Origin of the sequence: Serratia sp. CY47444, assembly GCF_052168635.1 — a bacterium.
In the GTDB taxonomy this organism is placed as follows: domain Bacteria; phylum Pseudomonadota; class Gammaproteobacteria; order Enterobacterales; family Enterobacteriaceae; genus Serratia; species Serratia bockelmannii.
The window spans coordinates 1-20781 of sequence record NZ_JBJNMH010000029.1 but is presented as its reverse complement, the minus strand read 5'-3'; the positions used below and the strand labels follow the sequence as shown (position 1 = coordinate 20781).

The window sequence follows — 20781 nt, the reverse complement described above, 5'->3', positions numbered from 1 at the left end:
GCGTTCACTCACCCGAATCACTTACTTGTGTAAGCTCATCGGGATTCGCTCTCTTGCCGCCTTGATGCCGCTCCAACTATTTAGGGTATAAATATACGTTAATGCGTTGCGCTGGCGGCGTTCGCCGCCGGTGCGGTTTGGCCGGGCGCGGCGGCGTTTTCCGGCAGATCCTCGAAGCCCAGCATCAGCGTGAGCGCGAACGACAGCACCACCGAGAGCGCCATCACCGCCACCACCCACACGATGCTCATCGGGTTGGCCGGATCGAAAAACTGCACGCTGGTGAACAGCCCGGGCGAGGCCATCGAATGGCTGGCCAACCCGCCGATGCCGGCGACCGCGCCGCAGACGAAGCCGCTGATCAGGCTGGCGACCAGCGGCCGCTTCAGGCGCACCGCCACGCCGTACAGTGCAGGTTCGGAAATCCCCGCCACGATGGCGGAGGCCGCGGCGGCCAGCGCGGTCTGGCGCAGCTCGCGGTTCTTGGTTTTCAGCGCCACCGCCAGCGAAGCGCCGCCCAGCGACAGGTTGGCGCCGATCTCCGAAGGCATCACCATGCCTTCTTTGCCGGTCTCGGCGATGGTCTGGATGATGGTTGGGGTAAACACCCGGTGCATGCCGGTGATCACCAGCAGCGGCCAAATCGCCCCCATGATGGCCACGGAGAGCCAGCCCAGGTAGCCGTGCACGGTGTAGACCAGCGCAGAGATGCCGCTGCCGATCCAGATGCCGAGCGGGCCGATAAGCAGAATGGCGATCGGCGCGGCGATCAGCACGATCAGCATCGGCTTGAGGAAGTTCTTGGTCACCGCCGGGGTGATGCGATCCACCCCACGTTCGATGTGCGACAGGATCCAGGTCATCACCAGCGCCGGGATCACCGTGTAGGTGTATTTCACCGCCGTCACCGGGATGAAGGCGAATTCCACCGCCTGGCCCTGCGCCGCCTTGGCCATCAGATCGATAAAGTTGGGATGCACCAGCACCCCGGCGATGGCGATCGCCAATGACATGTTGGTTTTGAACTTCAGCGCCGCCGAGGCGGCGACCATCACCGGCAGGAAGAAGAACGCGCCGTCGCCGATCACGTTGAGGATGACGAGGGTCGAGGAGCCTTTCTCGAATACCCCGGCCATGTCCAGGATCATCGCCAGCAGCTTCACCATCGAGCCGCCGATGATGGCGGGGATCAGGGGCGACATGGTGCCCACCAGCGCGTCGAGAATGCCGGCGCCGATGCCCTTCAGGGTGAGCTTGCGCTTCACCGGGGCGGCGGGGGCCGCCGCGCCCGGCATGCCGAGCGCCAGCACCGCCTGATAGGCCTTGGCCACCTCGTTGCCGATGATCACCTGGCACTGCTCGCCGCTGTGCACCACGCCCAGCACGCCGTCGATGGCCTTCAGCGCCGGCGTGTCGATCCGCGCTTTGTCTTTCACCACGAATCTCAGGCGGGTCATGCAGTGGGTCACGGCCTCGATATTGCCCGTGCCGCCCAGGGCGGCCACGATGGCGTGCGAGATCTCTGCGTAGTTCTTCGGCATGGCGTGTCGTCTCTCAGATAGCAATTCGGATAGCCCAAAGGCGAATATTTACTGCCTGGGCGATCCGTCGTTCCATCTGTATGAAACGCCCATAAGAAACCGGTTTCACAAAATCATGTATTGGTGTTTTGTTGTTGGCAAGAACTATGATTTTTGGCGTTTCGTTTTCGTGATCTGGATCGTCAGAGGTAAGCGCATACCGATGTGCAGGGGCGTGAAAACGTTCCAAACGCCGGGCGTCTTGGGTAGACTGCGCTGAACCCATGGATTTTGGCGGCGCACAGATGGCAACGATACTCGAGGTGGCGAAAAAGGCCGGCGTTTCAAAGGCGACGGTGTCGCGCGTTTTGTCCGGCAGCGGCTATGTCAGCGAGGAGAAACGCGCGTTGGTGGATAAAGCCATTGCGGAAACCGGCTATCGGCCCAACCTGCTGGCGCGCAGCCTGGCGACCAACACCACCCAAACCCTCGGTCTGGTGGTCACCAACACTCTCTACAGCGGCAACTATTTCAGCGAACTGATGGCGCAGTCGGCGCGCATCATGGAGGCGAACGGCCGCCAACTGATCCTGGCGGACGGCAAGCACACCGCCGAAGAGGAGCGGGCCGCCATTCAGTTTTTGCTGGATCTGCGCTGCGACGGGGTGATTATCTATCCGCGTTTTCTGTCGATCGCGGAAATGGACGAGATCGTCTCCCAACACCGCCAGCCGATTCTGGTGATCAACCGGCGGCTGCGGCTGAACGACAGCTACTGCATCTTCAGCGATCAGCACGCCGCCGGCGCGGCGGCGGTGGCGCACCTGATCGCGCGCGGCCATCGCGACATCGCTTTTATCACCGGCTCGCTCGATTCCCCCACCGGGCTGGAGCGGCTTTCCGGCTACAAGTCCGCGCTGGCGCAGCAGGGCATTGCGGTTAACGAGGCGTTGATCGTCGAAGGAAAATGGCACGCGCAAAGCGGCGTGGCGGCGGTCGATGCGCTGCTGGCCGGCGGGCAGCCGTTCAGCGCCATCGTCGCCGGCAACGACGAGATGGCCATCGGCGCGATGAAGCGGCTGGCGGAGCGCGGCGTGGCGGTGCCGGAGGCGGTATCGGTCATCGGCTTTGACGACATCCCGCTGGCGCCCTATACCGTGCCATCGCTGTCGAGCATGAAGATGCCGGTCACCGAGATGATCCAGGAGACCATCAACCGCCTGCTGTCGATGCTGGACGGCGGCGAGCTGAGCAAGCGCCCCAGTTTCCCGGCCAGCCTGATCGAGCGCGAGTCGGTGGCGGCGGGGCCGTATTGGGTTGGTAACTGATCTGCCGATTTTTCATCCATCGCCTCAATAGACAAACCCGTCGGCCGGCCTTATATTGCTAATGAGAATCACTATCAAAAACCTCGCCGACGGTCGGCGTCATCACTCACAGGCAGGGCGAACATGTCTACGTCCCCTCAACGGTTACTGCAGGAATATCATCAGCAAGCGCAGGACTATGCGCTGTCGGACATGCTGCGCGCGCGGCGCGGCGTGTTGGCCGCCGACGTCGATATCGAGCTGGATGAACCCCACCGCGCGGGCCTGAAGATCGTGGTGATCCGCCGCGGGCGTCTGCGCTGTGAAAGCGGAGCGGGGCTGCAGGTGGAGCTGAACGGCCCTTCGCTGTTGCTGGCCGCCGGGCGGGACGACTTCGTGTTGAACAACCTGTTCCAGGCCGGCGAACCGCTCGATTACACCCTGATGCAGTTCTCCGCCGCCTGGCTGGAACAGAACGATGTCCGCCTGCCGCCCGGCCTCGATGGGCGGCGGCATGCGCAGTTGGTGCCGCTGGCGGCGCCGGCAGCGCTGATTGGCCAGGCCCGGCAGCTGTTCGCCTGCCCGTTGCACGAGTCTCAGCGCGGGCTGTGGTTCAGCGCCAAGGCCAACGAACTGGCGGCGCATTGCCTGCATCAATGCTGGAACCGCAGCGCCGCCGCGCCGTCTGTTGGCGTGCGCCTGGCTGCGCGGGACGTGGCGCGCCTGCAGCTGGCGCGTGAAATCCTGTTGGCGGAGATGGAGCAGCCGCCGAGCCTGGATCGACTGGCGCAACGCGCCGGGTTGAATACCCGCAAACTCACGCAAGGGTTCCGCCAGCTGTTTGGCGCCAGCGTGTTCGGCCTGCTGCAGGAGCACCGGCTGCAAACCGCCTGGCGCTTGCTGAGCGAGCAGGATCTGCACGTTTCCACCGTCGCCTGGCAGGTGGGTTATACGCCGGCGCACTTCTCCGTCGCTTTCCGCAAGCGTTTTGGCGTCATGCCCTGCGACGTCAAAAAGCGTTAGCCACGCAATCGAAAGAAAAAGTCCCGCCGACGAAAGCCTTTGCGGATGAAGGCGCCCGCCGCTTGTGGCTACAGTAGGCGCCTTTGCCGTGGAGGATCTCATGCTGAGTGACCTGCGGGCGCTGACGCGTCCTTTCCGCATCATGTTGTATTCCGCGCTGGCGCTGCAGGCGCTGGCCGGCGTCAGCTCGCTGTTTCCCTGGCTGGCGATCGCCCGGCTGGTGGACGCCGCACCGGCGGCCTATCCCTTCTGGCTCGGCGTCGCCGCCGGTGGCCTGGCGCTGTGGCTGTTCGCCCAAACGCTGGCGCTGCATCTGACTCATCTGCTTGACGCGCGTTTGTGCCACCGGCTGCGCAGCCAATTGGCCGCCAAGCTGGCACGCCTGCCGCTGAACTGGTTTGTGCGACAGGGCGAGAGCGGCGCCGCCCGGGCGCTGTCGCAGGACATTCAGGCGCTGCATCAGCTGGTGGCCCATGCGCCGGCGGAACTGGTGCAGCTGGCCGTCGTGCCCGGCTGCGCGCTGGCGCTGCTGGCGGCGGTGCAGTGGCCGCTGCTGCTGTTCGCGCTGATACCTTTGCTGGCGGCCGCGCTGCTGTTTCGCGTCATCCGTTCGCCGCGCCTGCGGCCGGCGTTTGAACAACGCGATCGGGCGTTTCGGCAGTTGAACGACGATTATCGGCAGCTGGCGGCGCATCCGCTGTTGGCGCGCCAGTTTCCCGGTGCGGGCATCGAAGCGCGCGCCCGGCAGAGCCTGCGGGACTTTCTCGCCGCCTTTCACCGCTGGCTGCGGCGTATCGGCGCGCTCGGCGCCGTGACCCAATTGCTGCTCAGCGCCGCGCTGTCGGCCGGCTGGCTGTTGCTCGGCGCCCGCTGGCTGGCGCCCGATCTCACGCTGGCGGAGCTGGCGCTGTTCGTGTTGCTGTTGCGCAGCGTGTCGCAACCGGTGATGGCGATGGGGCACGGCGGCGATGCATTGCGCGCGGCGACGCTGGCCGCCGGCCGCATTCGGGCGCTGCTGGCGCATCCCGAAATACGCTGGGGAGAGCGCTCGGCGATCGCTTCGGCGCCGCAGGGGGCGGCGCTGCGGCTGAGCGATCTCGGTTGCCGACAGGACGAACGCTGGTTGTTGCAGGGCGTCAATCTGGCCGTCGAACCGGGGGAATGGCTGGCGATTGTCGGGGCGTCGGGCAGCGGTAAAAGCACGCTGCTGCGGTTGATCGCTCGTTATAGCGAGCCGGATAGCGGAACGGTATCGCTCAACGGCGTGCCCGCCGACGCGTTTTCGGCGCAGGCATTCAATCAGATGGTGGCCGTGGTGCCGCAGGAGCATGCGCCGCCGGCGATGTCGCTGCGCGACAACCTGACGCTGTTCGCCGCCGGGGCGGAGGCGGCGCAGCTGCGGCGCGTGCTGGCCGCGCTGGGGCTGGCGGAGCGTTTGCAGGAGCGGTTGGATGAGGCGCCGTCGCTTTCCGGCGGGGAGGCGCAGCGTCTCGCCATTGCCCGGGCGTTGCTGGCGCGGCGGCCGCTGCTGTTGGCCGACGAACCGACTTCGGCGCAGGATCGGCAGAGTCGCGAACGCATCCTGACGGCGCTGGCGCAGCTGCCCGCCACTCGGCTGGTGGCAACGCACGACGCGGAACTGTGCCGCCGCGCCGATCGGGTGGCGGTGCTGGCGGAGGGGCGGTTGCTGGCGGTCGGCACGCCCGCCGCGCTGGCGCAACATCCGGCGCTGCTGGCGGCGTTGGCCGAGCGCCGGGAGGTGGACGATGAAGCGTGAGCTGGCGCAGGCGCTAGCCCCGGCGCTAGCCCCGGCGCTAGCCCCGGCGCTGCTGTTGATGGCGTTGGCCGCCGCGCTGGAGGGCGTCTGCGCCTTGCTGCTGGCGGCGGCGGTGGCGAGCTGGCGGCAAAATCCCGGCCATTGGTTAGGGTTGCTGGCGCTGGCCACGCCCCTCGCGCTGGCGGTGCAGTATGCGGCGGCCACCCGCGGTTTCTTCGCCGGCGGCGCGGTGATGAACGCGTTGCTGCGGGCGCTGTTCCGCCGTCTGCCGCGCGCGCTGTCGCCGCAGGAGCAGACGCCGGGCCTGTTGACCGGGGCGATCGGCCAGGCGATGTCGGCGCCGGCGCACCTGCTGGCGCCGCTGGTTGGCGCGATCGTCACGCCGTTGACGCTGGTCGCCGGGCTGGCCTGGCAGAGCCTGGGAATGGCGCTGGCGTTGCTGGCGGCCGGCGTGCTGTTGGCGCTGGTGTTGCGCGGTTCGGCGGTCCGGCTGCACCGGCGAGAGCGGGAGCTGGGGGAGGCCAACCAGAATATCGAAGGGGCGCTGATGCAGTTTGCCCGTCATCAGGCATTGCTGCGCTTCGGCTACGGGCAGGCCGCCGCCGCCGAAGCGCTGACGCAGCGGTTGGATAGCCATCATCGAGCGCATGCCGCGCTGCTGCGCCAAAGCCTGCCGTATCATCTGCTGTTCAGCGCCGGGTTGCAGCTGACGCTGTTGGCGGCATTGTGGTTCGGCGCCCATGAGGTGTTGGCGCAGCGCCTGAACGCCGCCCAATGGCTGGCGCTGATGATTGTTCTGGCCCGCTCGTTGGAGCCGCTGCTTCAGCTTTCTCACCTCGATCAGGCGCTGCGTCAGTTGAAGAACGGCTGGGGCCAACTGCGCCAGACGCTGGCGGCGCCCGCGCTGCCGTTGCCGGAGCGGGACGGCCCGGCGCCGCAGGACGACGGCATCGCGCTTGAGGCGCTGAGCCTGGCGGCGGCGCACGGCGGTTGGCGGTTGCGGGAGATAGGCGGAGCCTGTGCCGCCGGAGAGATGTTGGCGATCGTCGGCCCTTCGGGCGCCGGCAAAAGCAGCCTGCTGAGCCTGATGGCGCGCACGCAGGATCCGACGGCGGGGCGGGTGTTCTACGGCGGCCGTGACGTGCGCGCGCTGTCGGCGCGGCAATTGGCGAGTGGGCGCGGCGTGATGTGGCAAGACAATCGCCTGCTGCGCGGCAGCGTGCGCTGGAATCTGACCCAGGGGCGAACGGATATCGGCGATGAGCGTCTGCTGGCGCTGTTGGCGGCGCTGGATCTGCCGCCCGACGTGCTGGAAGAAGAGGTCGGCAGCGACGGCGATCGTTTCTCCGGCGGGCAGAAGCAGCGGCTGTGCCTGGCGCGCACGCTGCTGCAGGGGGCTCCCCGGCTGCTGTTGGATGAACCGGGCGCCAGTCTGGATCGGCGCAACGCCGATCGCGTGGCGGCCCTGCTGGCCGGCTGGCCCGGCACGCGGGTTGTCGTCACCCACGATCCCGCGTTGGCCTGTCGGGCGGATCGGGTGTGGGTGCTGGAAGGCGGGCGGCTGACGGCGGCGGGCAGCCCGGATGCGCTGCGCGAGGCGGGGGGATGGTTCGCCCGTTTCTGCCAGGCGAAAATGACCGGCGATCGATAGAGAAACTCCGGCAATCGAAAAAGTCGCGGCGGCCGTTTTGTTAGATTGATAACGATTATCATTTAACAATAACAACCAGGGAAAAACATGCGACTCATTCACCTCTCACCAGTGGCGGCCGCGACGCGCCGCGGCGCGTTGCTGTGCGCGCTGTGCGGCACCGGGGCGCTGGCGCAGGATGCGCCGGCCAAAACGGACGTAAAAGAAGATACCCTCACCGTGACCGCCGGCGCGGCGGCCCGGGATGACTATGTGGCTCCCGGCGTCACCACGCTGGGGAAAATCCCGCTGAAACCGCGTGAAGTGGCCCAGTCGGTCAGCGTGATCGATCGCCAGCAGATGGACCAACAGAACCTCACTTCGCTGGACGCGGTGATGACGCGCGCCACCGGCGTCACCAGCGCCCCCTTCGTGTTGCTGACCACCGCGTGGTATGCGCGCGGCTTCAAGATCGATTCGTTCGAACTGGACGGCGTGCCGACGCTGCTGGGCAATACCGCCAGCTCGCCGCAGGACATGGCGGTGTACGAGCGGGTGGAGATCCTGCGCGGCTCCAACGGCCTGCTGCACGGGCTCGGCAACCCGGCGGCCACGGTCAACATGGTGCGCAAGCACGGGCTGGCGCAAAACCGCGCGCAGTTTACCGCCAGCGCCGGCAGCTGGAACCAGTATCGCGGTGAAGCGGACGTGGGCGGCCCGCTGAACGCCTCGGGCAGCGTACGCGGCCGGGCGGTGATGGCATGGGAAGACCGCGATTATTTCTATCGCGTCTCGGATCAGAAAACCCGTTTGCTGTACGCCACCGTCGATGCCGATCTGACGCCGGACACGTTGCTGCGCGTCGGCGCGCAGTACCAGACCATCGATTCCGTCACCAACATGGCCGGGGTGCCGATGGGGAAAGACGGCAGCGATCTGCACCTGCCGCGCAGCACCTATCTGGACGTGGACTGGGATCGCTTCAAATGGGACACCACGCGGCTGTTCGCCGCCGTGGAGCAGCGGCTGAACGACGCCTGGCAGCTCAAGCTGAGCAGCGATTATCTGTATGCCAAGTCGCGGCTGCTGTATGCCGGCGCCTGGGGCAACGTCGATCCGGCCACCGGCGACGGCGCGGCGCTGATGGGGGGCGCCTATCGTTTCCGCAACCGGCAGCTGGGGCTGGATGCCAGCCTGAACGGCAAGATCGACGCCTGGGGACGACAGCACGAGCTGATCGTCGGCGCCAGCTACACCCATGCCGAAGAGGAGCAGTTCACCGCGCAGTTAGATCCGGCGTTTCAGGTGCCGGTTAACGTCTATCGCTGGGATCCGCACGGCGTGCCGAAGCCGGCGATCGGTGCCTACGGTTCGCCGGGATCGACCAAAACCATTCAGCGCGGGGTGTACGGCATGGGCCGCATCAAACTGGCGGAACCGCTGACGCTGGTGGCGGGCGCGCGTGAGAGCTGGTGGCAGCTGCGTTCACCCAGCGACAGCCTGGAGGAGAACGCGCGCCTGACGCCCTACGGCGGCCTGATCTGGGACTTCGCCGAAGACTGGTCGTGGTATGCCAGCTACGCCACGGTGTTCCAGCCACAGACCGGCAAAACCTGGAGCGGGCAGATGCTGAAGCCGGTTGAAGGCCGCACGCTGGAAAGCGGGGTGAAGGCGTCGCTGATGCACGGCGCGCTCAACCTCTCGGCGGCGGCGTTCCGCATCGATCTGGAGAACAATCCGCAGGTGGACCCCGATCATCCGGGCGGCGGTTTCGATACCTGGTACATCAGCGGCGGCAAGGCGCGCAGCGAAGGCTTCGAACTGGAAGGGCGCGGCTATCTCACGCCCTGGTGGGACGTCACGCTCGGCTACACCTATACCGACACGCGCTACACCCGCGACGTCAGCAACCAGGGGCGCGCCTACAACAGCCTGACGCCGCGTCATATGCTGCGGCTGTGGAGCGATTACGATCTGCCGTGGGATCAGCGCAAGTGGAGCATCGGCGGCGGCATCCAGGCGCAGAGCGCGTTCAGCAGCGCCAACGGCGCGACGACGCTGCGTCAGGGCGGCTATGCGCTGGTCAACGCCCGGCTGGGGTATCGCATCGACGAGACCTGGTCGGCGGCGCTCAACGTCAACAACCTGTTCGATCGCCGTTACTACGCCGGGCTGTTCTCGCCGCAGTGGAACAACCGTTACGGTGAACCGCGCAACCTGATGTTCACCGTCAAGGCCGAGTTCTGATGAGCCCGCGCGTATGGGCGGCGTGCCTCGGCAGCGCCATGGGGGGCGTTACCCTGGCGCTGCTGTTGGCGCGCGGCTACCCCTCGGCCGACCCGCTCGATCGGCTTTACGGCGCGCTGTTTCTGGCGCTGTTCGGCGGCATCGCGTTGCTGACGTATAGCCTGCTGGCGCCGGACTGGCGTCGCACGCTGCTGCGCGCCTGGCTGTGGTGGCCGCTGCCGCTGGCGTTGCTGGAGGCGTGGCGATGAACGCCGTCGCGCGACGGGCGTTGGCGGCGCTGCATCGGGGCTGCGGCGCGCTGTTCGGCTGCGCGCTGTTCGTGATCCTGTTCACCGGCTGCTGGAGCCTGGCCGGCGACAGCTTCACGCTGTGGTGGAACGGCGTGACGATGAGCGGCGAGCAACGGCCGTTGGCGCAGCTGCTGGACGACGCGAAAGCCTACGGTGAAGACGGCGCGGCGCCTTACGTCATACTGCCGAGCGCGCGTTATCCGGTGATTCGCTTTTGCCGCGCTCCGGACGACTGCGCCCTTGCGCTGAGCGCCGTCAGCGGGCGGCCGATCAGCCTGACGGCGCCGACCACGCTGTTGGTGACGATGCACAAGAACCTGTTTCTCGGCTTTCCCGGTCGGGTGTTTCTCAGCCTGTTCGGCATTGCGTTCACTGTGTTGCTGATCAGCGGGATTGCGCTGCATGGCCGACGGCTGCGCCAGCTGTTGCAGCTGCGGCGGCGTCAGGGGCTGCGGGTGCTGCTGTTCGATCTGCACAATCTGTTGGGGCTTTGGTGCTATCCGTGGCTGGTGATGTTCGCTTTGACCGGCGCGCTGTCCGGCCTCGGCGCGCTCGGTACGGTGCTGCTGGCCGACCGCGTCAGCCCCGGTGCGCCACAGCGGGTGATGGCGCAGCTGATGGGCGGCGCGCAGCCCGCGCCGCCGATGCCTGACGCCGGGCGTACTCCCGCGCAGACGCTGGCGGCGCTGCGGCGCCAGGCGCCGGAATTTACGCCGCAAACCCTGCAGCGCGCGCCGGATGGCGCACTGCTGGCGGTGGGCGGCGTCACCCGCGGCATTCCCAGCAGCGCGCTGTTCGAGCAATTTCGTTTCGGCAGCGGCGAGCAGCCGGCGCTGATGCGGCGCAGCGCCGCTCGTCAGGGGCCATGGACGCGCGCGTTCATCGCCGTTCAGCCGCTGCACTATGGCCAATACGCCTGGTTGCCGCGGGCGGCGGCGGCGGTGAGCGCATTGCATTTTCTGGCCGGGTTCGGCGCGGCGACGCTGGCGCTGAGCGGGCTGGGGTTGTGGTGCCTGCGGCAGCCGCAGCGCCGTGCCGCGCGCTTTATCACCGGCGTCTGCTGCGGTCTGACGGTGGCGGGAAGTTTGCTGTTGGCCGCCCGGCCGCTGGCGGCGTTCCCTGCCGCCTGGCTGTTTTGGGGAATGTGGGGCGCGGTGGCGCTGTCGGCGTGGCGGGTTTGGCCGGGGTGGCTCTTGTTCGGCAGCGGAATGGTCGGCGGCACGGCGCTGCTGGCGGCGGCGCTCGGCCATATGCTCAGCGCCGGCCCCGGCCTGTACTGGCTGGATAGCGCTTTATTGTTGGTCAGCGCGGCCCTGTTCGCCGCCGGCGCCTTGTTATGGCAATCGCGCGGCGCCTGGCCGCGCCAATTGGAGTAAAACATGCGACAACTATTGCAACATCGGCATCTGGTGCTGACCCTGGGGCTGCTCTATTTTAGTCAGGGCATCCCGATCGGCATCGCCATGGATGCGTTGCCGACCCTGCTGCGCCATGACGGCGCCAGCCTGCAGGCGCTGGCGTTTTTGCCGCTGGTGGGGTTGCCCTGGGTGGTGAAGTTTCTTTGGGCGCCGCTGGTGGATAATCACTGGTCTCCACGCTTCGGACGCCGCCGCAGTTGGATTATTCCGCTGCAGTGCGTGGTGACGCTGTGCCTGATCCTGCTCAGCGCGGTCGGCATTTCCGCAGCGGCGGCAGGGCTGTGCGTCGCGCTGCTGGCCGTCGCGTCGCTGGCCAGCGCTACGCAGGATATCGCCACCGACGGCATGGCGGCGGAACACGTCAGCGGTGAGTTGCTGTCGCGCGTCAATGCCATTCAAATCGCCGGGGTGATGAGCGGCTTCTTCGTCGGCGGGGCGGGCATGATGATGCTGAGCGCCAGAGTCGGCGTGCAGGGTGCGCTGCTGGCGATGGCGATCTTCCCTGCCGCCAGCCTGCTGGCGATTGGCCGCTTCCGGCAACACGCCGATCTGCCGCCCGAACGCGCCGCTTCGCGTCCGGCCAGCCTGCTGCGCACGCTGCGCCGTCGCGGCGCGGCGCGGTTGCTGACGCTTACGCTGCTGTCGGCGGTGACCGCGGTATCCGGCTTCGGGTTGGCCAAGCTGTTTTTAACCGATCACGGTTGGACGCCGGCGCAGGTCGGCCAGATCGGCATGGCCGGCGGCATGGTGACGCTGGTGCTCGGGTGCGGCGGCGGCGCCTGGCTGGTGAGCCGGCTGGGGGTGTGGAAGGCGTTCGCGGTCGGCCTGGGTTGCGCGCTGGGCGCCGCGTTATGCTGGCTGGCGATGGCCAACTGGGGCCTGCAATCCGGTGGCGTGATCGCCGCGGTGATGGGCGGCGCGCTGGCTTCCGGCGTGACCTCGGTCGCTATCATGACTGCCGGCATGCAGTTCGCCGCGCAGGGCGATCAGGCGGGCACTGACATGACCATGGTGCAAAGCTCGCGCGATATCGGGGAAATGGTCAGCAATATGCTGATGGTGGGGATGACCGCCAGCCTCGGTTACCGTTTCTCCTTCGGGTTGGCGGCCGCGCTGGCCGTGCTGCTGCTGGGCATCAACCTGGCCAACTACCGGCGCCATGCGGGGGCGCAGCGGCAAGAAGAGTAGAGGCGATCGCTGGGGCCGGTTAAGCCCGGCCTCGATGTTTAACCGCGAAATGCTCCAGCTTCCCGGCCGGCCAGAGCCAGCGTGGCTCGGTGGCGGCCGGGCCGTATTTTCAGAAGGGGGCGAGGTAACTGAGGACGTCTTCGATGCTTAGTTAGAATGAAAGATGTTCTGCCCTTTTTATTTCATTGGGATCTTTGCGCTCCCAGCCCCCCAATCCGCTCCCGGATCTCCTCCTCCGGCAGATCCACGCCGATAAACACCAGCGTGCTCTTGCGTTCTTCCTCAGGCAGCCACTCCCGATCCCAGTCGGCGTTATACAGCCGCTGCACGCCCTGGAACAGCAGGCGGCGCGGCTCGTCTTCGATAGACAGAATGCCTTTGTAGCGCAGCAGGTTATCGGCGTATTCCAGCAGCAGGCCTTCCATCACGTCGGAGATTTGCATCAGCGGCAGCGGGCGTTCCAGCGTCACGACAATTGAGCGGATGTCGCTCTGCGGCTGCGGGATGCGGCGGAACAGCGGGGCGGGCGGCGTCAGGTTCAGTTTGTCGTTCAGCGTAAAGCCTTCGATGTCGAACAGCACGCTCAGATCGATGTCGCCGTGCGTCACCTTGTACACCGGCGCGCGGGCGTTCATCCGCTGCAGCCGCTGGATCAGCGCCTCGCAGTCCGGCGCCACGTCGGTTTTGGTCAGCAGGAGGCGGTCGGCGTAGCCCACCTGCGCCTGGGCGATGCTGAACTGGCTCAGCTGTTGGTCGGCGTGCGCCGCGTCCACCAGGGTGATGATGCCGTCCAGCAGGAAGCGCTCGCACAGGATCTCGTGCGAGAAAAAGGTCTGGGTAATCGGGCCGGGATCGGCCATGCCGGTGCATTCGATGATCAGCCGATCGAACGCCAGCTGGCCGCTGTCGACGCCGTCCAGCAGATCCAGCAGCGCGTCCGCCAGCTCGTTGGATTTGCTGCAGCAGATGCAGCCGTTGCTCAGGGTGGTGATGCGGCTGGCGCGATCGCCGATCAGCGCGTCGTCGATCGGCACTTCGCCGAACTCGTTCTCGATGACCGCGATTTTATAGCCGTGTTCGGCGTTCAGGATGTGGCGCAGCAGGGTGGTTTTGCCGGCGCCCAAAAAGCCGGTCAGGATGGTGACTGCAATGGGTTTCATACGGGTCCTTGTGACTGCGGGTTAACAGCAGCGCATGCCGCCTTTGCCGTCGCCGCCGTAGCGCGCTTGCTGGCGCTCGCGGAAAAATTCTTTATAGGTCATCACCGGCTTGTCCGGGTGGTTGTCTTTCATGTGCTGGACGTAGGTATCGTAGTCAGGCACGCCCACCAACATGCGTGCCGCCTGCCCGAGATACTTCCCCGCCTGGCCGAGATTTCCGAACATAAGCCTTCTCCAACTCTACCCTGCATCACTACAGCGTTTGCTTTAGCCTGATATTAGGGGAAGCCGGGGGATGGGGTTCCCGCAGGGATGCCCCACCTCCGGGTCGCCCCGGGTATCTCGATTGCATCGCGCCGCACGCCTGGCATCTTGCGATGCACAGGCTGTGCGGCTTTGGGTACTACTTAACGTTTATTATGCAGGGTATCCGTTAAATCACATCAATGCTGGGTCGAAACTTTGACCTCCCCCTCAGTTACGCCGTCGGCGGGCGCGGCCTGCGGCACCGGCACGTAAGGCGTTTCCTGGTCGGTGCGTTTCGGGTTCTTGTGCGCCGCCAGCGCGGTTTTCACCCCGTAGAAGATGATGCTGTACACCACCAGCAGGAACAGAATGCTCAGCCCGGCGTTGGTGTAGTTGTTCACCACGATGTGGTTCATGTTGGCGATCTGCTGGGCGCTCAGCTCGGCGCCGCCTTCGGCGATCTTGCGTTTGTACTCGCCGGCCAGGAAGAAGAAGCCTTCCAGCTGCGGGTTGTCGCTGAACAGCTTCAGCCCCAGCGCGTAGGTGGTGCAGATCAGCAGCCACACCGCCGGCAGCACGGTCACCCAGATGTATTGGGTGCGTTTCATCTTAATCAGCACCACGGTGCCCAGCACCAGCGCCACGGCGGCCAGCATCTGGTTGGAGATGCCGAACAGCGGCCACAGGCTCTTCACGCCGCCGAGCGGATCCACCACGCCCTGGTACAGCAGGTAGCCCCACAGCCCGACGCAGCCGGCCGTGCCGACGATGCCGGCCACCAGCGAGTCGGTTTTCTTCAGGAACGGCACGAAGTTGCCCAGCAGATCCTGCAGCATAAAGCGGCCGGAGCGGGTGCCGGCGTCCAGCGCGGTCAGGATGAACAGCGCCTCGAACAGAATGCCGAAGTGATACCAGAAGCCCATGTTGGCGCCCGGAATGATCTGGTGGAACACGTGGGCGATGCCCACCGCCAGCGTTGGCGCGCCGCCGGCGCGGTTCAGCACCGAAGGTTCGCCGATGTCGGTGGCGGTCTGCAGGATCTGTTCCGGGCTGATGACGAAGCCCCAGGAGCTGACCGCCGCCGCCGCGTGCACGGTCACGTCCTTCAGCGAAGCCATGATCATCGGTGCGTCTTCGGTGCCCAGGCGGTGCAGATCCGGCATGGTGATGCCCAGCGCCGCCGGCGGGGTATTCATGGCGAAGTACAGGCCCGGCTCGATGATGGAAGCCGCCACCAGCGCCATGATGGCGACGAAGGACTCCATCAGCATCGCGCCGTAGCCGATAAAGCGCGCGTCGGTCTCATTGGCCAGCAGTTTCGGCGTGGTGCCGGAGGCGATCAGCGCGTGGAAGCCGGAGACCGCGCCGCAGGCGATGGTGATGAACAAGAACGGGAACAGCGTGCCTTTCCACACCGGGCCGGTGCCGTCGACGAACTGGGTCACCGCCGGCATTTTCAGCTCAGGGTTGAGGATCACGATGCCGATCGCCAGCCCGACGATTACGCCGATTTTCAGGAAGGTGGCCAGGTAGTCGCGCGGTGCCAGGATCAGCCATACCGGCAGCAGGGCGGAGACAAAGGCGTAGCCGATCAGCGTGAAGGTGATGGTGGTGTCTTTAAAGGTCAGCGCCGGGCCCCAGTACGGGTCGTGCGCCACCACGCCGCCGAACCAGATGGCGGCTACCAGCAGCACGATGCCGATGACTGACACTTCACCCACGCGGCCGGGGCGCAGATAGCGCATGTAGATGCCCATAAACAGCGCGATTGGCACGGTGGAGCAGACGGTAAACACGCCCCACGGGCTTTCCGCCAGCGCTTTCACCACGATCAGCGCCAGCACCGCCAGGATGATGATCATGATCAGGAAGCAGCCGAACAGCGCGATGGTGCCCGGTATCGGCCCCATCTCTTTTTTGATGATCTCACCGAGCGAGGCGCCGTTGCGGCGCGAGGAGATGAACAGCACCATAAAGTCCTGCACCGCCCCCGCCAGCACCACGCCGCCCAGCAGCCACAGCGTACCGGGCAGGTAGCCGACCTGCGCGGCCAGCACCGGCCCCACCAGCGGCCCGGCGCCGGCGATGGCGGCAAAGTGGTGGCCGAACAGCACGTTCTTGTTGGTCGGCACGTAGTTCAGGCCGTCGTTGTTGACCACCGCCGGGGTGGCGCGGCCGGCGTCCAGCTTCATCACCTTGGTGGCGATGTACAGGCTGTAGTAGCGGTAGGCCACCAGATACACCGCCACCGAAGCGACGACGATCCACAGCGCGCTGATGTGTTCGCCGCGGCGCAGCGCCACCACGCCGAGGCAGGCTGCGCCGAGTATCCCCAGCAGCATCCACGGAATGTGCTTTAAAATCCCCTCTCGTTTCATGAGGTATCCTTAATTCCAGTCTGCAAAATATGAATGAACTCATCCGCTTGTAAGAGATGTCAGAGTGGCGCGGTGAGCCGTAGCGTCTTTCCCGAGGTAAGGCGGGTTTAGGAACAGCTCATCATCGCCGGGGGTAAGGGGGGAAGACAGGCGTATTTCGGTCAGCGGTCAGATCCGCCGGGTGAACGGTTGGATTGGCGGGGTAAGCGGTTTGTTGCATAACCAACAGCCGCCCGTCAGCCGCTGTTGCCAATGCAGCACCCGCCCGAACTCGCTGGCTTTAAACGCCCGGTTTTTCAGCCAGATGCCTTAATGCGGCGGTTGGCACACATCCTGCTATCGGTTTTATAACCAAAACAATGTTTTCAATATTTGTAAGTCAATAATGGTTATATGCGCGCCGCATAACGGCGCCGACGGTCAGAGGGAGAGAAGCATGTCAGCAGCAAACCACTCGCAGCAGCCGATTCAGTTCGCCTACTGGGTGCCGAACGTTTCCGGCGGCCTGGTGATCAGCAATATCCCGCAGCGCACCGGTTGGGACATCGGTTATAACCGCAAGCTGGCGCAGATCGCCGAGCGCGCCGGTTTCGACTACGCGCTTACCCAGATCCGCTTCACCGCCGGTTACGGCGCGGAAAACCAGCACGAATCGGTGTCGTTCTCACAGGCCCTGTTGGACGCCACCGAGAAACTGAAAGTGATCGCCGCGCTGCTGCCGGGGCCGTGGAACCCCACGCTGGCGGCCAAACAGATCGCCACCATCAGCCATCTTTCCAACGCGCGCATTGCGGTGAACATTGTCAGCGGCTGGTTCCGCGGCGAGTTCAAGGCCATCGGCGAGCCGTGGCTGGATCATGAGGAGCGCTACCTGCGTTCGGAAGAGTTTATCCGCTGCCTGCGCGGCATCTGGACTGAACCCAGCTTCACCTTCGCCGGCGATTTCTACCGTTTCCGCGACTACTCGCTGAAGCCGAAGCCGCTGGCGCCGTTGCCGGAAATTTTCCAGGGCGGCAGCTCACGCGCGGCGCGCGACATGGCGGCGCGGGTCTCGGACTGGTATTTCACCAATGGCAACAGCGTGGAGGGCATTCGCCGGCAGGTGGAGGACATCCAGAGCAAGGCGCAGGCCAATCACCATCGGGTGAAGGTGGGGGTGAACGGTTTCGTCATCGCCCGCGAGAGCGAACAGGCGGCGCAGGCGGTGCTGCAGGAGATCATCGATCACGCCAACCCGGAGGCGGTGCAGGGCTTCGGGCACGAGGTGAAAAACGCCGGGGCGGCCTCGCCCGAGGGCGAGGGCAACTGGGCCAAGTCCACCTTCGAAGATTTGGTGCAGTATAACGACGGGTTTAAAACCAACCTCATCGGCACGCCGCAGCAGATCGCCGAGCGCATCATCGCGTTGAAAGACGCCGGGGTGGATCTGCTGTTGCTGGCGTTTCTGCACTTCCAGGAAGAGGTGGAGTACTTCGGCCGCGAAGTGATCCCGCTGGTGCGCGAACTGGAGCGCCAGCGGGCGGCGGCCTGAGCGTTCAACCCGTTTGCAGGGTTTGCAGCAGGTGGATAAAGGCGGCGCTGAGCGGCGGCGTGGCCGGCTCATGGCGGGTAAAGACGTAAAAGCGCGCGCTGATGTCGATCTCGTGCGTCGGGATTTTCTGCAGGTGCAGCTGCGGGGCGTAGTGCGCGACCACCCGATCGCTCAGCAGCGCGATATAGCCCTGCTGCCTGACCAGGCACCAGGTCGCCAGAAAGGAGTCGGTCTCGACGATCTGGCCGTGCGGCGTGTAACGCTCGGCGATCTCGCGGATGGCGGCATGCCCCACCGAGCAGGAGCGCGGCACCACCCATTTGGCTTCGGCCGGCGGCTGCCCGGCGCCGGTCAGGTCGCCCCCTTGATAGAGCGAGAAGCGCTCGCTCTTCAGCGCCTGCATGGCCAGATCGGCGCCGCCCGCCGCGCCGTTCAGGCTGCTGACCGCCAAATCCAGCTCACAGTTTCTCAGCCGGGCGAGCAGGCCTTCCGGGCCGTCTTCCACCACCGTCACCCGGGTATGCGGGTAGCGGCGGTTGAAGCCTTCGAGCACCTGGGGCAGGTAGCACAGCAGCGGATCGACGCTCATCCCCACCCGCAGGCGCTTCTCGCCGCCGGCGCTCATGCCGCGCAGCTCGTCAAACGCGCTGAGCAACTGATTGGTGGCGGCGTCTATCCGCCGGTAAAATAGCTCGCCGACCGCCGTCAGGCGCACGCCGCGGTTGCTGCGCTCCAGCAGCCGCGCGCCGATGGACATTTCCAGCTCTTTGAGCACCCGGCTTAGCGTCGGTTGCGAGACGGCCAGTTTTTTCGCGGCATCGTGCAAACTTCCGCAGTGAACGATGTCTTTGAACATCGTCAGATGAGCCAGTTTTGGCATGGTTTTCATGGTGGATCTCCCTGGAAGTGAACGGCATTAGCCGGAGCCGGCGATGCGGCTGTAATAGGCCTGTTTCATCATGCTGTCGTTCAGCAGTTTATTGATGGTCTGGTCGAGCACCGGCGTGGTGACGGAGGCCGGCATCAGCGTGGCGGTGATCTCCACGTCGTCGTCGCCAAAGGGTTCGATATCCAGATGCGAGATAAAGCAGTTTTCTCCTTGCAGCACCTGTTTGAATTTGGCCAGCGCTTCACGCTGTTCATGCTCGAAGGCAATGACACAAATCTGGTAGGTGGATTCGCCGTTAACGTCATTGAAGGGCTGTTTGTTGACCATATTGACCAGAGGGCGCAGCAGGGGGTTGGCGGCGAGCACGAACAGCGTGGCGGCTAGCGCATCGCCGTACAGGCCGCAGCCGGCGCAGGCGCCGACCGCCGCGGAGCCCCAGAGCGTGGCGGCGGTGTTCAGGCCGCGGATGTTCATCCCTTCTTTCATGATGGCCCCGGCGCCGAGAAAGCCGACGCCGGAGACCACGTAGGAGATGACGCGCACCGCGCCGCCGCTGCCGTCGATGGTCATGGCCAGGTGGACGAAGATCGCCGCGCTGGTGGCCACCAGCGTATTGGTGCGTAGCCCGGCGGTGCGCTGGCGGAATTGTCTTTCGTAGCCGATGGCGGCGCCCAGGACGGACGCGGTCAGCAGCGTCAGCAGTGTATGAATGAAATGCATGATAATAACTCGATGTATTATCCGCTTATCATGAGCCACCCGTGGTGGGGTGACTCTTGATAAACAGGTAGTTAAGTTGGCGGGATCCGTCCCGCCAGGCCAGGGCGGCGCTCAGTGCGCGGCGGCGATCTGCCGGCTGAGCGTCTCGCTGATTTTGTCCGTCAGCGGCTGCATCCCCTCGCGGGTGCGCGTCTCGCGGCGCTGCGCGATGTGATAGCAGCCGTCGAGGGTGCCGGCGCCCAGCAGGAGGATGCGATCAGACATCATCACCGCTTCCTCTACGCTGTGGGTCACCAGCACGATGGAGCGGGTTTTGATCTGGCGCGAGCTCCAGATGCGCAGCAGATCGCTGCGCAGGTGTTCGCCGGTATAGACGTCCAGCGCGGAAAACGGCTCATCCAGCAACAGCAGCATCGGTTCTACCGCCAGCGCGCGCGCAAAGCCGACCCGCTGGCGCATGCCGCCGGAAAGCTCGCGCGGGTAGGCGTCGCGGTAGGGCGTGAGCCCGACCAGATCGAGCATTTTCAGCGTCTGGGTTTCGACCACCTGCGGCGGCAGATCCTGCGCCTGCAGCCCGAAGGCGATATTTTGATAGACGTTCAGCCACGGGAAAATGGCGAAGGTCTGGAACACCATGTTGATCTGCGGATTCGGCCCCGAGACTTTTTTATCCCCCAGCATCACGGTGCCCAGATCCGGCGCGATCAGGCCGGAAAGTATGCGCAGCAGGGTGGATTTGCCCGAGCCGGACTGCCCCAAAATGCTGACGACCTCGTTATCGTAGAGGCGCAGGTTGATTTCATTCAGCACCAGGCGTTTTTCTTTACCGGTAGGCTGAACGCTTTTGCTGACGTTATTAACCGTCAGCAACGTGGTTTTTTTTACCATCATGATGTTTCTCCACTCAATTAAAAATATGAGCATGGAAAAATGACCGATAGTTATCGCCGCGCAGGGGTAAAATAAATGCGAGCGCAAATAATCCTGAGCGTTATCGGACTGTTAATAAGCGTATGCTGGAAGGATTAGCCTGTCAGGCGCGCCGGAGCGGCGTACGCGGAGGCCATGTGCTGAAGGGGTAAAGCGAAGAGATGTGGTAACTGACGCATATCCTGACACTTTCAGGATGCAATGGGATGACTATTGCTCCTGTGACCTCAGCGATTCCAACAATAAAATAAACAACCAACTGTCGCCGTCCATATCATTTCCCCGTTATTTTTCGTGTGGCCATAATACGCGTGATATTGCCTGTGATTCAATGTGGTTAGGCGGAATTATCGCGGCAAAATGTAATTTAATATGAATGCGGGAAAGTTTTTCTTTATTTATTAAACGGGGCGTCAACGAAAATCATGAGAGTGAATATAGGCGCTATTTTATGGAAATATAAACCTGAATTAAACGAGAGAATAACAGGGCGGGCGCAAGACAAATAATGAACCGGCCGCAACGCG

The 20781-nt window shown here is 64.8% G+C and carries 16 protein-coding genes; 9 read left to right on the top strand and 7 right to left on the bottom strand.

Annotated features, from left to right (window positions below):
* Nucleotides 1–98: 98 nt before the first annotated feature.
* Entirely contained in the window at nucleotides 99–1541 is a 1443-nt protein-coding gene (gene ascF / locus ACJ8IL_RS23665) for a PTS cellobiose/arbutin/salicin transporter subunit IIBC (RefSeq protein WP_442516890.1), read from the bottom strand.
* A gap of 284 nt (nucleotides 1542–1825) precedes the next feature.
* On the opposite strand from ascF, the gene ACJ8IL_RS23660 reads away from it, so the two are divergent.
* The 8 genes from ACJ8IL_RS23660 (at nucleotide 1826) to ACJ8IL_RS23625 (ending at nucleotide 12400) form a co-directional block, all read left to right on the top strand.
* Entirely contained in the window at nucleotides 1826–2848 is a 1023-nt protein-coding gene (locus tag ACJ8IL_RS23660) for a LacI family DNA-binding transcriptional regulator (protein WP_145956992.1), read from the top strand.
* Between the two features lie 123 nt (nucleotides 2849–2971).
* On the top strand, nucleotides 2972–3850 hold the full coding sequence (locus ACJ8IL_RS23655; protein ID WP_442516889.1) for a helix-turn-helix transcriptional regulator: 879 nt from the start codon (nucleotides 2972–2974) through the stop codon (nucleotides 3848–3850).
* A 100-nt stretch (nucleotides 3851–3950) separates the two neighbouring features.
* The gene (locus ACJ8IL_RS23650) at nucleotides 3951–5627 is read left to right on the top strand and encodes an ATP-binding cassette domain-containing protein (protein WP_442516888.1); all 1677 of its coding nucleotides are present in this window, start codon (nucleotides 3951–3953) and stop codon (nucleotides 5625–5627) included.
* Nucleotides 5617–7278 carry an ATP-binding cassette domain-containing protein gene (locus tag ACJ8IL_RS23645; protein WP_442516887.1) on the top strand — a complete coding sequence of 554 codons (1662 nt, stop codon included), beginning with the start codon at nucleotides 5617–5619 and terminating at the stop codon, nucleotides 7276–7278. Before ACJ8IL_RS23650 ends, ACJ8IL_RS23645 begins: the two co-directional genes overlap by 11 nt.
* Nucleotides 7279–7365: 87 nt before the next feature.
* Nucleotides 7366–9504: a TonB-dependent siderophore receptor gene (locus ACJ8IL_RS23640; protein WP_197769267.1), complete on the top strand. Its 2139-nt coding sequence runs from the start codon at nucleotides 7366–7368 to the stop codon at nucleotides 9502–9504.
* Complete coding sequence (locus ACJ8IL_RS23635; RefSeq protein WP_049279053.1) at nucleotides 9504–9752, top strand: hypothetical protein; 249 nt, start codon at nucleotides 9504–9506, stop codon at nucleotides 9750–9752. Before ACJ8IL_RS23640 ends, ACJ8IL_RS23635 begins: the two co-directional genes overlap by 1 nt.
* A complete protein-coding gene (locus ACJ8IL_RS23630) occupies nucleotides 9749–11170 on the top strand; it encodes a PepSY-associated TM helix domain-containing protein (protein ID WP_442516886.1) in 1422 nt (473 codons plus the stop codon). Before ACJ8IL_RS23635 ends, ACJ8IL_RS23630 begins: the two co-directional genes overlap by 4 nt.
* A 3-nt stretch (nucleotides 11171–11173) precedes the next feature.
* On the top strand, nucleotides 11174–12400 hold the full coding sequence (locus ACJ8IL_RS23625; protein ID WP_442516885.1) for a RhtX/FptX family siderophore transporter: 1227 nt from the start codon (nucleotides 11174–11176) through the stop codon (nucleotides 12398–12400).
* A 182-nt stretch (nucleotides 12401–12582) separates the two neighbouring features.
* On the opposite strand, the gene yjiA is transcribed toward ACJ8IL_RS23625, so the two are convergent.
* The 3 genes from yjiA to ACJ8IL_RS23610 all read right to left on the bottom strand — a co-directional run bounded on the left by yjiA (nucleotide 12583) and on the right by ACJ8IL_RS23610 (nucleotide 16184).
* A complete protein-coding gene (gene yjiA, locus ACJ8IL_RS23620; protein ID WP_442516884.1) occupies nucleotides 12583–13560 on the bottom strand; it encodes a GTPase in 978 nt (325 codons plus the stop codon).
* A 21-nt stretch (nucleotides 13561–13581) separates the two neighbouring features.
* Nucleotides 13582–13785 (bottom strand): YbdD/YjiX family protein, encoded by a 204-nt coding sequence (locus ACJ8IL_RS23615; protein WP_004953088.1) that lies wholly within the window; start codon nucleotides 13783–13785, stop codon nucleotides 13582–13584.
* Nucleotides 13786–14003: 218 nt separating this feature from the next.
* Nucleotides 14004–16184: a carbon starvation CstA family protein gene (locus tag ACJ8IL_RS23610; RefSeq protein WP_060443706.1), complete on the bottom strand. Its 2181-nt coding sequence runs from the start codon at nucleotides 16182–16184 to the stop codon at nucleotides 14004–14006.
* A 436-nt stretch (nucleotides 16185–16620) separates the two neighbouring features.
* Here ACJ8IL_RS23610 and sfnG point away from each other — a divergent pair, with 436 nt between their 5' ends.
* Entirely contained in the window at nucleotides 16621–17715 is a 1095-nt protein-coding gene (sfnG, locus tag ACJ8IL_RS23605; protein WP_025305137.1) for a dimethylsulfone monooxygenase SfnG, read from the top strand.
* 4 nt (nucleotides 17716–17719) lie between these two features.
* On the opposite strand, the gene ACJ8IL_RS23600 is transcribed toward sfnG, so the two are convergent.
* The 3 genes from ACJ8IL_RS23600 to ACJ8IL_RS23590 all read right to left on the bottom strand — a co-directional run bounded on the left by ACJ8IL_RS23600 (nucleotide 17720) and on the right by ACJ8IL_RS23590 (nucleotide 20215).
* Nucleotides 17720–18604, bottom strand: a complete 885-nt coding sequence (locus tag ACJ8IL_RS23600; protein WP_147823106.1) for a LysR family transcriptional regulator — start codon at nucleotides 18602–18604, stop codon at nucleotides 17720–17722.
* Between the two features lie 27 nt (nucleotides 18605–18631).
* A complete protein-coding gene (locus ACJ8IL_RS23595) occupies nucleotides 18632–19324 on the bottom strand; it encodes an MgtC/SapB family protein (protein ID WP_197846598.1) in 693 nt (230 codons plus the stop codon).
* 111 nt (nucleotides 19325–19435) lie between these two features.
* A complete protein-coding gene (locus ACJ8IL_RS23590; protein ID WP_060434086.1) occupies nucleotides 19436–20215 on the bottom strand; it encodes an ABC transporter ATP-binding protein in 780 nt (259 codons plus the stop codon).
* Between the last annotated feature and the right edge of the window lie 566 nt (nucleotides 20216–20781).

Bases quoted from the DNA above. Each gene is read 5' to 3' on its own strand.
- ACJ8IL_RS23595 (WP_197846598.1), bottom strand. From the start codon at position 19,324: ATGCATTTCATTCATACACTGCTGACGCTGCTGACCGCGTCCGTCCTG.
- ACJ8IL_RS23590 (WP_060434086.1), bottom strand. From the start codon at position 20,215: ATGATGGTAAAAAAAACCACGTTGCTGACGGTTAATAACGTCAGCAAA.
- ACJ8IL_RS23610 (WP_060443706.1), bottom strand. From the start codon at position 16,184: ATGAAACGAGAGGGGATTTTAAAGCACATTCCGTGGATGCTGCTGGGG.
- ACJ8IL_RS23600 (WP_147823106.1), bottom strand. From the start codon at position 18,604: ATGAAAACCATGCCAAAACTGGCTCATCTGACGATGTTCAAAGACATC.
- ACJ8IL_RS23655 (WP_442516889.1), top strand. From the start codon at position 2,972: ATGTCTACGTCCCCTCAACGGTTACTGCAGGAATATCATCAGCAAGCG.
- ACJ8IL_RS23615 (WP_004953088.1), bottom strand. From the start codon at position 13,785: ATGTTCGGAAATCTCGGCCAGGCGGGGAAGTATCTCGGGCAGGCGGCA.
- ACJ8IL_RS23635 (WP_049279053.1), top strand. From the start codon at position 9,504: ATGAGCCCGCGCGTATGGGCGGCGTGCCTCGGCAGCGCCATGGGGGGC.
- ascF (WP_442516890.1), bottom strand. From the start codon at position 1,541: ATGCCGAAGAACTACGCAGAGATCTCGCACGCCATCGTGGCCGCCCTG.
- ACJ8IL_RS23650 (WP_442516888.1), top strand. From the start codon at position 3,951: ATGCTGAGTGACCTGCGGGCGCTGACGCGTCCTTTCCGCATCATGTTG.
- ACJ8IL_RS23625 (WP_442516885.1), top strand. From the start codon at position 11,174: ATGCGACAACTATTGCAACATCGGCATCTGGTGCTGACCCTGGGGCTG.
- ACJ8IL_RS23645 (WP_442516887.1), top strand. From the start codon at position 5,617: ATGAAGCGTGAGCTGGCGCAGGCGCTAGCCCCGGCGCTAGCCCCGGCG.
- ACJ8IL_RS23660 (WP_145956992.1), top strand. From the start codon at position 1,826: ATGGCAACGATACTCGAGGTGGCGAAAAAGGCCGGCGTTTCAAAGGCG.
- sfnG (WP_025305137.1), top strand. From the start codon at position 16,621: ATGTCAGCAGCAAACCACTCGCAGCAGCCGATTCAGTTCGCCTACTGG.
- ACJ8IL_RS23640 (WP_197769267.1), top strand. From the start codon at position 7,366: ATGCGACTCATTCACCTCTCACCAGTGGCGGCCGCGACGCGCCGCGGC.
- yjiA (WP_442516884.1), bottom strand. From the start codon at position 13,560: ATGAAACCCATTGCAGTCACCATCCTGACCGGCTTTTTGGGCGCCGGC.
- ACJ8IL_RS23630 (WP_442516886.1), top strand. From the start codon at position 9,749: ATGAACGCCGTCGCGCGACGGGCGTTGGCGGCGCTGCATCGGGGCTGC.